The sequence below is a fragment of the Acaryochloris marina S15 genome, from assembly GCF_018336915.1.
Lineage (GTDB): Bacteria > Cyanobacteriota > Cyanobacteriia > Thermosynechococcales > Thermosynechococcaceae > Acaryochloris > Acaryochloris marina_A.
In genome coordinates this window covers 1,241,710-1,254,276 of the sequence record NZ_CP064923.1, presented here as the reverse complement: position 1 = coordinate 1,254,276, position 12,567 = coordinate 1,241,710, and the positions used below count along the sequence as shown (strand labels likewise).

Sequence of the window (12,567 nt, the reverse complement as noted above, 5' to 3'; positions counted from 1 at the left end):
TGAGACAGAAAAAAAGTCCCGCTGGCAAAGAAAAGAATAAGACAGACTCGGTACTATCAATCTACATACATTAATGAGAAGTATTCCCGTTTGATGTCGGGAGAGTAGATATGACTGTGAAATGGGATACATGGGGCAGTTTACTGCTAGAAGTAACGATTGGCTCATGGCTATTAATGAGTCAGGAGGCAATCGCGGAAGGGCTGGCCCAGCCAAAGAAAAAACTAGAGGAGGCGATACCCATTGAGGAGATGCTGAAGTCCACTGACATGAATATCCCTGCAACAACGGTCGATGAGTGGTTAGCGCAAATTAAACAGGCTGATTTAGTTGAAATCACTATTGTTCAAGTTGAAGACACTGCTGACGGCTTTAGATTACAGCTGGCAACGACGAGTCAATTGGCAACCCCTACAACCTCGGTATCGGGGAATATTGTGAGGGTTAATATCGCCAACGCGACCTTAAAATTGCCAGATGGAGAGACTTTTGTGGCCAATGCTCCTGCCCCAGGCATCACTTCAGTAAACGTCACCAATCTCCCTGATAATCAAGTGCGCATCACTATCACGGGAACAGATACGCCACCTGCATTAGAAATCAACGCTGGTCCTGCGGCATTGACGGTGAGTGCACCCCCAAGTGATCCGACCGTACAAGTACCAGAAGCAGACTTGACAGAGGTTGTCGTCACGGGCGAGCGAACTAATACAGACTATTTTATTCCCGAGGCTAGTACCGCAACCCGAACTGATACCCCCATTCTGGATACACCCTCTTCGATTCAGGTGATTCCTAAGCAGGTCCTGGAAGATCAGCAAGTCACTGAATTGGATGATGCCTTACAGAATGTCGCTGGAGCCACAGTCAGTACAACAGAAGGTAGAGGGTTTCAGATTAATCTGCGTGGATTTGACGGTGTTCCAGTATTTCGAGATGGATTCCGTCTTTTCAGTCCCAATGACAACGGTGATGCAGCGGGGCAAGGCTTCCCTGAAATCGCCAATGTTGAACGTATTGAGGTGCTGCGCGGGCCAGCCTCTATCCTGTTTGGCCAGCTAGATCCGGGCGGGGCCGTCAATGTAGTGTCTAAACGCCCCCTCGAGACTCCGTTTTATAAGGTCGCGCTACAGGCGGGTAGCTATGGATTAGTGCGACCACAGGTGGATCTCTCCGGTCCACTGACTGAGGATGGTAGCCTACTCTATCGCCTAAATGCCGTCTATCAGAGGGAGGACGGCTTTCGAGACTTTGCCCAAAAGACCAATCGTTTCTTTATCGGCCCAACCCTAACCTGGCGTATTAGTGATCGCACCGAAGTTGACTTTCAGCTAGAGTACCTAGATGATGAACGTCCCTTGGATCCAGGACTGGTAGCCCTCGGTAATCGGGTCGCGGATATTCCGCGCGATCGCATTCTGGGTGAGCCGAACGATCGAATCGAGAGCACGTTTATCCGAGTAGGATACGATTTTGAGCATCGGTTTAACGAAAACTGGACCCTACGTAATGCCTTCCGATATCTTGAATCGAACGACGACATTAGTGCGACTCTCAGTTTTCCATTTATTGGTGGTTTGGATGAAACAACTGGCCTCCTCAGTCGCGTCTTTGCCGAACAAACTGTTGCCAATGAGACCCTAGCGCTACAAACCAATGTTGTTGGCAAATTTACCACGGGGTCCATTGACCACACGCTGCTAATGGGGGTGGATTTAGCGCGGTATCGTTTGGATTCGGAATCGTTCACGCTCTTTTTCCCACCCAATGTGCGCGTACCGATTAATATCTTCAATCCCGTATATGGTGCTGTCCCCCGTCCTGATCGTCTTGAGGCTCCCACCAGCAGCGAAACGATTGACACCGATAGCCTGCAAATTTACATCCAAGACCAAATCAAACTGCTGGACAATTTGATTCTTGTAGCGGGACTTAATTATGAAACGGTCAGTCAAAACACCACTACAATTCGTGGCGGCCAAACCACTGCGATTGACCTGAGCGAGGATACTTTCAGCCCAAGGGTGGGCTTAGTTTATCAGCCCATCGAGAACCTCTCCCTCTATGCCAACTATGCACGATCGTTTTTCCCTAGTGCAGCAGTGACAGTGGATGGTAATCCCCTTCAGGCCGAAAAAGGGGAAGGGTTTGAGGTTGGCATTAAAACAGAACTGTTGAATCAGAAGTTGCTGGCTACACTGGCCTACTTCAACCTCACCCGCCAAAACGTGGCCACCGCAGATCCAACCGATCCACGCTTTTCAATTGCGACGGGTGAACAGCAAAGCCAAGGTCTTGAGTTGAGTCTAACGGGCGAAATTTTATCGGGCTGGAACGTCCTTGGGTCCTATACCTACACCGATGCTGAAATCACTGCTGACAATCGGTTCGAGGTCGGTAACCGTCTCCCAGGCGTCCCTGAACATAGTGCCAGCCTCTGGAGCACCTATGAGATTCAGACCGGTAGCCTAGAAGGACTGAAATTTGGGATTGGCTTTAACTGGGTCGGTGATCGCACCGGAGATTTCCAAAACAGTTTTAACCTGGACAGCTATTTTCTCACCAGCGTAGCGATTGCTTATCAGCGTGACAACTGGCGGTTTGGCCTCAATTTCCAAAACATCTTTGATGTGAACTATATCTCTGGCATCCCCCGCACTCGTACCCGTGGTATCCAGCCCGGAGAACCCTTTACGGTGATTGGATCGATTAGCTATGAATTCTAATCCATCTTGCCCCTTCTTCCTTTGAGCTGACCCATGACGCTTAACTTAGAAACACCTCCCCAACAGAGTCTGCATCCAGCTTTTAAATGGATCCTTCTCAGCAGTCTCTATACCTCCCAATTCCTGCCGTCAGCATTTTTCTTTCAAGCCTTGCCCATCTTCCTGCGACAGCAAGGTGCATCTTTACAGGTGGTTGGGCTATTGGGGCTGTTAACCCTACCATGGATGCTGAAGTTTCTCTGGGCACCGCTGGTCGATCGCTACGGCTCTCGCCGATGGGGTCACTACAAATCTTGGATTTTTGTCACCCAATTTTTGCTTGCCCTAACACTGATGGGCTGTGCATCCATGGATGCTTCTAATAATGCCATGGGGTTATTCCAAGGCATTTTTTTAATGGTGACATTCGCCGCTACTCAGGATATTGCCACAGATGCATTGGCGATCCGCTTACTGGCTCCCTATGAACGGGGCTGGGGCAACGGTATCCAGAGTGCCGGTCGAGCAACTGGGGGGATCTTAGGGGGTGGTGTCATGCTGCTGGTTTTGAATCAGGTAGGCTGGCAGGTCAGCGTCAGAATTTTGGCAGGGGGCGTACTGCTTGCCCTGGTACCACTGTGCTTCTACCAAGAGCCGCGCCACAGTGTAGGAGAGGTGAGGCAAGCGGTAGGGGTGAAACGGGCAATCGCCAACTACTTAAATACATTGCTGAGTTTTGTTCAGCAATCAGGGATGCTGATCTGGCTGCTATTTATTCTGCTTTACGTCACCGGCAGCAGTATGGCGGCAACTATGTTTCGTCCTCTGTTGGTGGATTTGGGGCTATCGATGGTCGATATTGGCTGGATGACTGGCATCGTAGGATCGGGATCTGCGATTATGGGTTCTTTGCTTGCGGGTGGGCTGATTCAGCCCTTGGGTCGAAGGCAATCGCTCATTATATTCGGCGTGATCCAAGCCATTGCCGTAATCGCACTGACCCTCCCAGCAATGGGGGTTCGCGATCCGGCCATACTTTATGGCGTGAGTACTGGTGAAGTATTCGCCCGCAGCCTAGCGAATACGGCCCTATTCACGGTGATGATGGACAAAAGTCGTCGAGATATGGCTGGCAGTGACTACACCCTACAATCGTCAGTCTTTATTATTGGGCACCACGTCGGCATCCCTGCCCTGAGCGGCTTTATCGCGACTGCATTAGGCTACACCGGTGTTTTTCTGATCGGCTTTATGCTGTGTTTGGTCAGTGTCTGGCTAGCCACACAGATCGTTGAAAAAGCTGCCATGGAACACCCTTGAGATGAGAATGCAGATATTCTCTCGTTCCATTGAAATATTGCCTCCACTTACCAACGTTGGTAGAACGGCCAAAAGCAGGAGTCTGCGACATCTTAGCCTTATGAAGCAATTAAAGAGATTGACGAGTGGATACACAATGGCTGTATTGGAGATGGTTTGTGATGGGTAATCAGCATTCAAACAAAGGAGATGGCGCACCGCTAACGGATAAGTTACTAGTTGCGATCGCAACTCATCTAAACCAAGACCATCGCGAAGATCTACTAGCCTGCGCCAAAGCAGCCCATCTGGATTGGGCCGCACAAGCCAAGGTACTTCGTCTAGATGCAGCCGGAATTCAGCTCGAAGTCAGTGGAGATGGACGGACGCAACCCCTGAGAATCGACTTCTCTGAACCAGCAAATGGCGTACTCGCTTTTAAGCGAATTCTGGGAGAAGTCATCGCTACAAGCCGCGCCCAGTTGGGATGGGCAACAGTGGAAGAAAGCCCTTAGGCATACGTATCAAGCCTTAATTCCTACCTTATCGACTCCTCTAAATAACCCCAATTTTAATCTCAGCAAGCAATACAGGGATCTATCGAAGCTCCAAAACGAATGCTTCTCAGTTTTCTCAGGGAACTCTTTTGCCTTGCTCAGCAAAGTGGATGATTCCCCACAGATTTCCCTAACTTTGCCCTCAGCTAGCCCTCGTACATTAAAGACATTGAAGTTGGAGCAAAAGATTATGAACGTTACTCAAATGACCCGCAACACCATCGCAGCAGTCGCCCTTATTACCCTAGGCATTAGCACAAACGCCGTTGCAGAAACCCAAACCGTCACCCGTGGCCCCAATGGCGCTCCTTCCATCGTCAAGCAAGTTCCCTTGGATGCCCAACAGCAGCCTAAAACTGAGCCCCATGACGCCTTATCTGTTATCAACCGTGGTCCTAACGGTGCGGCCCATATCGCCAATACTGAATCTGCCGTCCGCAGCGCCACCACCCCTTCAGGCCAAATCATCACTCGTGGCCCCAACGGTGCAGCTTTTATCGCTAACTAATTCACTGAATTCAAAAGTTTCTCACTGAGTAGGAACAGGGGTAGATCGAGTCGGGTCTACCCTTTTTTTTGCGATATTTTTTATTCAGTCAAGGGAAACACTAAAGACGAAAATAGTGAGCACACACCCTCATTATCCAATACGTTCTTTTACCTTTCCAGACTTACATTTAGCAGTGCGTTTGAGTAGAGTTCCCGCTCCCAGCAACATCATCGAGCCCAAAATAGTCGAAGGTTCTGGAACGGTTGCGAGATAAGCCTGAGAATTACCCTCTGTGGGGTCAATGCCAAAATTGGAATCAACGACACTCGTATTGCCGATGGTTTCCCAGCCTGAGAAATCACCCGTTTCGAAGCCACCATTAGTCCCCACATTGACGTTATCTACCAATAAACCAGAACTAACAATTCTGTCTTCCACGTCAACAACCCCCAGCCCGATTGTGTAAGTTCCAGTGGTCGGAATTTGATAAGAGAAGGTGTTGTACCCCGTCTCACTATTAAAACGATTATTATTTCCGAGTAGTGGAAAGCGCGAGTTCGTATCCGCTAAAGTTGACGTCCCTCCTAGAGGCCGTACAGAGACAAAAGCAAAGTCATTGAATGGCGTATTGGGAGTAAACTCATTCGTTAAAAAATTCCAATCTAAGGTGACAGATTGCCCTGCTGATGCTGAAAAAGTTTGCTTAATTGCTGAACCTTCAGTTGCATTACCATTACCAAGGCCATCGATAGTGCCAGGGGGTTGACCCAAAAAATTGTCTAACGCAGCATCAAAAACAGGTTGTGCAGCAGCTAAAGACTGAAACCCTATTAAGCCAGTACTTAGAAACAAACCGCAGGTTGGAGCTATCGCCGAATATAGTGCTAATTTTAGGTTCATTAAACCCTCCCCCTATGGCTTTAATACGATAGATTAACTACAAAAAATATAGATTTTAGTTCAATTGACATAAATATCATTCTGTCAGTCTAGTAAATCTATTTATGCCTCTTGAATACTAAAAGATATTTTTAAATTACTCTGAGAGATACTTATAAGTTAACACTGCAAATACACACAATCATTGCAGTTGTTTTTATTGCCATAGCATTTTAATTTTAAATACATAGAAATAGATTTAATCAATCATAAAAAGTCTCTTTATAGAGATAAATAGATTTCTTTTTTATGGAGTACTCACGGCCATTTAACGCATTTACTCCACAAGTATTCATCAAAGAAATACATCAAAAAAAAACTGTATCGAGCAGGCTCATCAACCATCCATTGCATTGAAATATAATCAGGCTGCATTATCCTAAGAAAAACACTGTACGCCACAAACCACCTAGGCACATTTCGATAACATAAAATTGAATGAGTCTTCTCTACCTGTTGAAATGCACACCCGAACTGCAACTCCAGCAGACACGCACCTTATTTATCAGTTTATTCAGCACAAGGCCGAGTTTGACCGTAGCGTTGGAGCCTATCAGGGCACCATACAAACTTCAGAAGCCAAAATTCAATCCACAATTTTTGGTCCTACCCCGTTTGCCTATGTGCTGTTTGCAGACCAGCAAGACCAGCCTGTCGGATTTGCCCTTTACGGATTTCGATATTCTTCTTTTGCGGGTCAGCCCAGCATTTGGTTAGATGACCTGTACATTGCAGCAAAAGATCGTAGCCAGGGTGCAGGCACAGCCTTAATGCAGCATTTAGCCCAAATTGCCTCCAGCCATAACTGCACCCATATTGCCTGGACAGCGGATGCCCGCAATCATCGAGGTCTCCAGTTTTATTACCGATTAGGTGCAGAAATTATTAAACAGGACAGAAACCGCTGTTATTGGCAGTGGATGTTTGCTGACTGCGAAAGTCTAACCTCCCTATAGATTCATAGGTTGGAGTCACACTTCATCGTGTTATCGCATTTCCCCCCTCGACAGAAAATACCTATTGGCAAAGAAGTGACTTCCTCTCCTGTCTACAATTTTGCCAAGATTTGCATGAAAAAATTCGAATCTTTTTTAGGTATCAGATCAAATATTTTGAAGAGATACAGAGCAAGTTTAAATATCGCTGAATGTTTAATTTTTCAAGGTTGTATAGAGGCACAATATCCCCGGAGAATAAACAAGAGAATATATAACAATTGATTGAGGGCAGAACCCTACAAACACGAAAGCAGCGTAGACTATACAGTATTGAACTCAACGATATCTTGTGATGATGTCTTAGAAATATGGACGTATCTTCACGTAAGCTGTCTCAGCCTGCGATTTTAATCGTTGATGACCGAATTGAGACCATTCAAACCCTCGCCATACTATTAGAAAATCACGGCTATTCCGTAACTTGTGCAAGCAATGGCCAAAATGCGTTGCAGCGTCTAAATGCTCAACAACCTGATCTCATCCTATTAGATTTATTCATGCCAGGGATGGATGGGTTTGAATTGTGCGAACAAATAAAATCAAATTCGGACTTTCAAGACATTCCTATCTTATTCCTAACAGCAAGCCGTGACCAGGAGCATATCCTTAAAGCCTTTGAGAAAGGCGCCGTAGATTATGTGATGAAACCCTTTAATGATCGGGAAGTCTTAACACGGGTTAATACGCATATTAATCTGAGGCAACAAAAAATAGAAATTCAAAGACTGAACAATAAATTTGAGACGATTATTACCAATGTTCAGGATGGTCTTTTAGTGATTGATCAAGAGGGAATCATTAAATTTGCTAATCCAGCAGTGATCCATATGTTCAATAAACTAGACTCTAACCTGTTGGGGCACCATCTGGGCATTCCTATTGTTGAGGAACATCTCGCGCAAATAGAAATTCTCCGGTTGGATAATACCTATGGTATAGCTGAAATCACTGTTGCAGATGCTCAGTGGGAAGGGCAGGGAGCATCTGTTGTCTGTTTGCGTGATGTCAGCGACAGTCAAGCTAGGAAAGATTCTTAACGGGCAGATTTAGGACCAATATTAAGGCTACACCTCAACCCGCTGTCCTGTTTGGACGCGCCAAAGCTGAGCATAGATGCCGTCATGAGCCAGCAACTGTTCATGCTTTCCTTGTTCTACAATCCGGCCTTGCTCCATCACATAGATACAGTCGGCATGGCGAATCGTAGATAAACGATGGGCGATGGCAATGGTTGTCCGATCCACCGTAATCCGATCTAAAGACCGCTGAATCGCTGCTTCCGTCTCGTTATCCACGGCAGAGGTGGCTTCATCCAGGATCAAAATCGGTGGATCTTTGAGTAGCGTGCGGGCAATAGCAAGTCGTTGCCGTTGCCCGCCAGACAACTTCTGGCCTCGTTCCCCCACAATCGTGTGATACCCCTCTGGCAGCTGGGAAATAAATTCATGAGCTTCGGCATTTTTGGCCGCCTTTTCCACCTGGGCCTGATCGATTTGGGGTTGGCCGTAGGCAATATTTTCGTAAACCGTACCGTGAAACAGAAATACATCCTGGCTGACTAGGCCAATGGCTTGGCGCAAGTCTTTAAGCTGCAGGGTTTCAATACCAATACCGTCTAGGGTGATGTCCCCCGTATGGGCTTCATAAAATCGCAATAAGAGCTTCACCAGAGTACTTTTTCCCGATCCAGTCGAACCGACGATAGCAATGGTTTCACCTGCCGGAATCGTCAGAGAAACATTATGGATAATCGGTAAATCGGGATAGTACTCAAACGAAACATCCTTAAACTGCACCTCTCCTTTAACCTGCGGGACGGGTAAATTTAGATGCCCCGGATGAATTTGAATCGGCGTATCCAGCAAGGCCATCACCCGCTGAATCGAAGCCATTGCTCGCTGGTACTGATCGAGGGTGTCTCCCAATCGAGTCAAGGGCCACAGCAGGCGCTGGGTCAGAAAGACTAACACGCTATAGGTGCCCACCTCTAGACGATCGGCCATCACTTCCATACCGCCAAACAGCATAATCGCCATAAACGCCAGCAAAATCAAAATTCGAATCAGAGGAATAAACGCCGCACTAAAAGCAATGGCCCGACTATTGCTCTGGCGGTAGGCATCGCTATCGGTTCTCACCTGTTGGGCTTCAAATTCCTCCGCCGTAAAGCTCTTGATCGTCACCATACCGCTGAGATTATTGGCAAGACGACCATTGAGAAAGCTCACCTTTTCTCGCACAGTCATATAGTAGGGAGCCAGCTTTTTTTGAAATGCGATCGCACCCCAAATAATCAAAGGAATCGGCAGCATCGCCATCCACCCCACCGTAGGAGCCAGGATAAAAAAGGCACTACTAATAATCACCACGGTGGTGATTACCTGCAAAATATCGTTGGCCCCACCATCCAAAAACCGCTCTAGCTGGTTAATGTCGTCGTTCAGAATCGACATCAGCTCCCCCGTACTGCGATCCTCGAAATAGGCCAACTCCAGATTCTGTAAATGCTGATAGGCATCTAAACGCAGGTCATGCTGCATTGTCTGGGCTAAGTTCCGCCACAGACGCGCATAGGCATATTCAAAGACAGACTCCAGTCCCCAAATAATCGCCGAAATAAGCGACAAGGCCAGCAATTGCTGAAAGACATCAGTAATGCCCAGGGCCGCAATCAGAGAATCCTGACGCTTGACCACAATATCCACCGCCGCTCCAATCAGTACCGGAGGGGCCAGATCAAAAATCTTGTTGAGGACAGAGCAGGTTGCTGCAGACCAAATTTGGGAACGATAAACCCGCCCATACTTGAACAGCCGAGTCAGCGGATGCAGGGTTTTGGAGTCAGGATGCTTTGTTGCCATAGGTCAATTGGAACAGCGTTGATTGCTGGGATATCTTTTCAGCGTACTGTGTTGCTGCTCTCCCTTGGGCAAGTCATCATAGATTTCTCGTGAAGGAACAAATGCAGTGAAGCGAATCAGTCTGACCCGAAATGACTCACACCATTGAATATGGTTGGCTAAGGAATGGGTAAGCCCCCTCATGGCTTACCGTTCTACTGCACAACTGCAATACAGACGGTATATTATTGAGCCTGAATTCAAATTGACTGATGCTCCTGGCTCTAGGATGCCGTTACCTAGCTGTTTTAGGCTTGACTGTATTCCTTTGACAGCAGCAGTTCTGTGGGGGAAGTAGTGATTTAGAGGCATTAAAAGGTATGACTGGTGAAATGAGCTGGACGCCAACTGAAAACGTCGTTCGCCATGTTGGGAGTCAAATTATTCCAGATATGGAGTTTTTTGCGCCACCACCACCCGAAATAGGTGAGATTATTTCAGCAGATAGCAGCTTATCCCGTTCTAAACAGGCGAACCAAGGTCAAGAGCGACTCAAGAACTGCATGCTTTGGGCCAGCGGTGGAGCAGTGGGAGGCTGTATTTTTGCATTTGTGACGGAACTTCCCGTCCTGATTTGTGCCCTGATAAGTACAGTGATTTTCATTGGTATTGGCATCCTCACCACGCAATATTTCTATCAATGCTCTTATGTTGGCGAGCTGGGTATTGCCCTCCACAGCCTCAAGGGGAAGCGCTCCGGCCAACCTAAAACTGAGATCTTTCTATTTAAGGATGGAAAAAATCTCTTCACTCAGCAAACCCGGAATTATTACAACGGCGTCTATACCGGCACAACCTTCAACTACTGGTGGACTCGACTTTCAGGGCCAGAATTTAGGCTAAAGGGCTCCTACCGCAGTCAAAAAGGAAACCCACCTGCGGATAATTTGTGCCACTTTGCCCAGGCTGCAGAAGGGCGGTGGAGCACCCATCTCTTACCAGTCATCAACGAACAACTCAACCAACTGGGGTATATCGAGTTTCCCATTGGCAAGACCTTGCGCGTGGTGAGGATTGGGCCAGGCTTTATGGAGTTTGAAGAGAAGAGCGGCACTCACAAAGTCGAGGTGGCTGATATGAAAGATATTCAGTTGGGGGGTGGAGTATTTCAGTTTAAGCATAAGGATTCCACCTGGTGGTCTGGGAAAGGCAAGTATTCCTTCGGCTATGCCGCAATTCCCAATGCCAGACTCTTTCTAATTTGCCTCGAAAGATTAACAGGCATTCACTGGTAGATCTTTCATGGCAACGGGGTCAATCTCCAACATAGCCAGAGACCACCTATAAATTTTTCCGGGTTTACTCATGAATTTAGCCTCTCTCTCTTCCAGCCGGCAGAGTCAACATCTTTCATGAGCATCCAGCCCAACAGAAATTTGATCTGGGGTTGACAAAACTTTACATAAGGTTTACATTAGTTTACATAAGTTAATTCGCATTACGGAGTCAAACACCATGAGCATCAAGAATCAGACTTGGGGTTTTAACAGCTTTGCAGAGACATTCAGTGGTCGCCTAGCAATGTCTGGGTTTTTCATCGCCTTGATCACTGAGGTATTGACAGGAAAAGGAATCCTCGGACAACTTTCTTCATTTTTCTTCTTTGTTAATTAATTTCTATTTGCACCTGACTTAGCGTCGTGAATAGTCCTTAACTACCTCTTCCTTCTTCTTTGACCCCAGCTGTGAGCTGGGGTTATTTTTTTTCCATTACTTCCATTATTGAAACCTTTCTGGATTATGCTCATCATTCCATTTCTTTGGATATTCAGATTAGCAATCAACAAAATACTGCACTATGGAAATTGCGAGAAGTTCCTCATGCGTCCCCAGAAGACGATGCAACAACATCCTCTTAGCAAAACTCCTACAATCTCTAAATCCTCAACAGCGGGAAGTCATTACCTTACGGTATGACCTGATCGATCAAAACCCATTGACCTTAGTAAAAGTAGGTGAGCATTTGAATGTGAGTCGAGAATAGGTGCGTCGAGTTGAGCGAGCAGCATTTCAACTGTTTCGGTCACAGAAGGGGGGCTTGCAAGAGTATATGGCTTCCTAAACTAGGGCCACTCAAACATTCTCTCTACCTCTCAAGCTGCTCTTTATATAGAAGAGCAGCTTCTTTTGTTTTACATACATTTACAAAAAACAATAAGCTCAGAGACTTCAGGATGAAGTCATAATTTTATTAAAGACGGATAAATAAGCAAATAAGACTTAAAAACTTTATTAATTGATTTTTCATAGTATTTATTGCTCTATAAATACTTTTCAATCCTAAAATCATTGATTTAAGGGTAAAAGACGTAATAATTGCTCAAATCGTCTTTTTTATCACAAAAACATGAATATGTAAATTTATTTGACACAACTTTACAAAATAGTTAATATAGTTTACATAAAGTTACACAAAGGAATTCATCATGTTTGCCCCTCTCGTCGTCCTAGTTCGCAACATCGTTGGTCAGCCCAAATTTGTAAAGCTCAGAGGCAAAGGCATCGCTATGCACTCTAAAGCCATTACGAATGTCTGCAATCAAATGGGTATTGACCGGAGTCGCCGTCAAGGTTGGATTCGACTAGCTCGCGACAATGGCAAACGTCTTGGACTCCTAGCATAAAAAGCCAGCGCAACGATGGGTTCGCGTTATCGAACCCTTAAGACCTGAGTCTTGC

At 46.4% G+C, this 12,567-nt stretch carries 12 protein-coding genes; 10 read left to right on the top strand and 2 right to left on the bottom strand.

All coding sequences use genetic code 11. The annotated features are described in order from the left end of the window. The first annotated feature begins 110 nt into the window (after positions 1–110). The 4 genes from I1H34_RS06505 to I1H34_RS06490 all read left to right on the top strand — a co-directional run bounded on the left by I1H34_RS06505 (position 111) and on the right by I1H34_RS06490 (position 5,069). Positions 111–2,726, top strand: a complete 2,616-nt coding sequence (locus I1H34_RS06505) for a TonB-dependent receptor (RefSeq protein WP_212664881.1) — start codon at positions 111–113, stop codon at positions 2,724–2,726. A gap of 33 nt (positions 2,727–2,759) precedes the next feature. Next, positions 2,760–4,025, top strand: coding sequence for an MFS transporter (locus I1H34_RS06500; protein ID WP_212664880.1), 1,266 nt, complete (start codon positions 2,760–2,762; stop codon positions 4,023–4,025). A 125-nt stretch (positions 4,026–4,150) separates the two neighbouring features. Next, complete coding sequence (locus I1H34_RS06495; RefSeq protein ID WP_212664879.1) at positions 4,151–4,519, top strand: DUF2470 domain-containing protein; 369 nt, start codon at positions 4,151–4,153, stop codon at positions 4,517–4,519. Positions 4,520–4,751: 232 nt separating this feature from the next. Further along, positions 4,752–5,069 carry a hypothetical protein gene (locus I1H34_RS06490; RefSeq protein WP_212664878.1) on the top strand — a complete coding sequence of 106 codons (318 nt, stop codon included), beginning with the start codon at positions 4,752–4,754 and terminating at the stop codon, positions 5,067–5,069. A gap of 132 nt (positions 5,070–5,201) precedes the next feature. Here the strand turns inward: I1H34_RS06490 and I1H34_RS06485 are convergent, their stop codons facing one another. Further along, on the bottom strand, positions 5,202–5,951 hold the full coding sequence (locus tag I1H34_RS06485; RefSeq protein ID WP_212664877.1) for a PEP-CTERM sorting domain-containing protein: 750 nt from the start codon (positions 5,949–5,951) through the stop codon (positions 5,202–5,204). A 500-nt stretch (positions 5,952–6,451) separates the two neighbouring features. On the opposite strand from I1H34_RS06485, the gene I1H34_RS06480 reads away from it, so the two are divergent. Further along, on the top strand, positions 6,452–6,946 hold the full coding sequence (locus I1H34_RS06480; protein WP_212664876.1) for a GNAT family N-acetyltransferase: 495 nt from the start codon (positions 6,452–6,454) through the stop codon (positions 6,944–6,946). Positions 6,947–7,296: 350 nt separating this feature from the next. Further along, entirely contained in the window at positions 7,297–8,025 is a 729-nt protein-coding gene (locus I1H34_RS06475; RefSeq protein ID WP_212664875.1) for a response regulator, read from the top strand. Between the two features lie 27 nt (positions 8,026–8,052). On the opposite strand, the gene I1H34_RS06470 is transcribed toward I1H34_RS06475, so the two are convergent. Next, complete coding sequence (locus I1H34_RS06470; protein WP_212664874.1) at positions 8,053–9,849, bottom strand: ABC transporter ATP-binding protein; 1,797 nt, start codon at positions 9,847–9,849, stop codon at positions 8,053–8,055. Between the two features lie 359 nt (positions 9,850–10,208). Between I1H34_RS06470 and I1H34_RS06465 the strand changes: the two genes are divergently transcribed. From I1H34_RS06465 to pgr5, 4 genes are all read left to right on the top strand, one after another. Then, positions 10,209–11,123 (top strand): hypothetical protein, encoded by a 915-nt coding sequence (locus I1H34_RS06465; RefSeq protein ID WP_212664873.1) that lies wholly within the window; start codon positions 10,209–10,211, stop codon positions 11,121–11,123. 220 nt (positions 11,124–11,343) lie between these two features. After that, on the top strand, positions 11,344–11,502 hold the full coding sequence (locus I1H34_RS06460; RefSeq protein WP_212664872.1) for a high light inducible protein: 159 nt from the start codon (positions 11,344–11,346) through the stop codon (positions 11,500–11,502). 184 nt (positions 11,503–11,686) lie between these two features. Further along, positions 11,687–11,872 (top strand): sigma factor-like helix-turn-helix DNA-binding protein, encoded by a 186-nt coding sequence (locus I1H34_RS32035; RefSeq protein WP_249369862.1) that lies wholly within the window; start codon positions 11,687–11,689, stop codon positions 11,870–11,872. A gap of 442 nt (positions 11,873–12,314) precedes the next feature. Continuing rightward, on the top strand, positions 12,315–12,512 hold the full coding sequence (gene pgr5 / locus I1H34_RS06450) for a cyclic electron transport protein PGR5 (protein WP_212664871.1): 198 nt from the start codon (positions 12,315–12,317) through the stop codon (positions 12,510–12,512). Positions 12,513–12,567: the final 55 nt, after the last annotated feature.

Coding starts and splice junctions, on each gene's coding strand:
- I1H34_RS06505 (WP_212664881.1), top strand. CDS start 111: ATGACTGTGAAATGGGATACATGGGGCAGTTTACTGCTAGAAGTAACG.
- I1H34_RS06500 (WP_212664880.1), top strand. CDS start 2,760: ATGACGCTTAACTTAGAAACACCTCCCCAACAGAGTCTGCATCCAGCT.
- I1H34_RS06490 (WP_212664878.1), top strand. CDS start 4,752: ATGAACGTTACTCAAATGACCCGCAACACCATCGCAGCAGTCGCCCTT.
- I1H34_RS06485 (WP_212664877.1), bottom strand. CDS start 5,951: ATGAACCTAAAATTAGCACTATATTCGGCGATAGCTCCAACCTGCGGT.
- I1H34_RS06480 (WP_212664876.1), top strand. CDS start 6,452: ATGCACACCCGAACTGCAACTCCAGCAGACACGCACCTTATTTATCAG.
- I1H34_RS06475 (WP_212664875.1), top strand. CDS start 7,297: ATGGACGTATCTTCACGTAAGCTGTCTCAGCCTGCGATTTTAATCGTT.
- I1H34_RS06470 (WP_212664874.1), bottom strand. CDS start 9,849: ATGGCAACAAAGCATCCTGACTCCAAAACCCTGCATCCGCTGACTCGG.
- I1H34_RS06465 (WP_212664873.1), top strand. CDS start 10,209: ATGACTGGTGAAATGAGCTGGACGCCAACTGAAAACGTCGTTCGCCAT.
- I1H34_RS06460 (WP_212664872.1), top strand. CDS start 11,344: ATGAGCATCAAGAATCAGACTTGGGGTTTTAACAGCTTTGCAGAGACA.
- I1H34_RS32035 (WP_249369862.1), top strand. CDS start 11,687: ATGGAAATTGCGAGAAGTTCCTCATGCGTCCCCAGAAGACGATGCAAC.
- pgr5 (WP_212664871.1), top strand. CDS start 12,315: ATGTTTGCCCCTCTCGTCGTCCTAGTTCGCAACATCGTTGGTCAGCCC.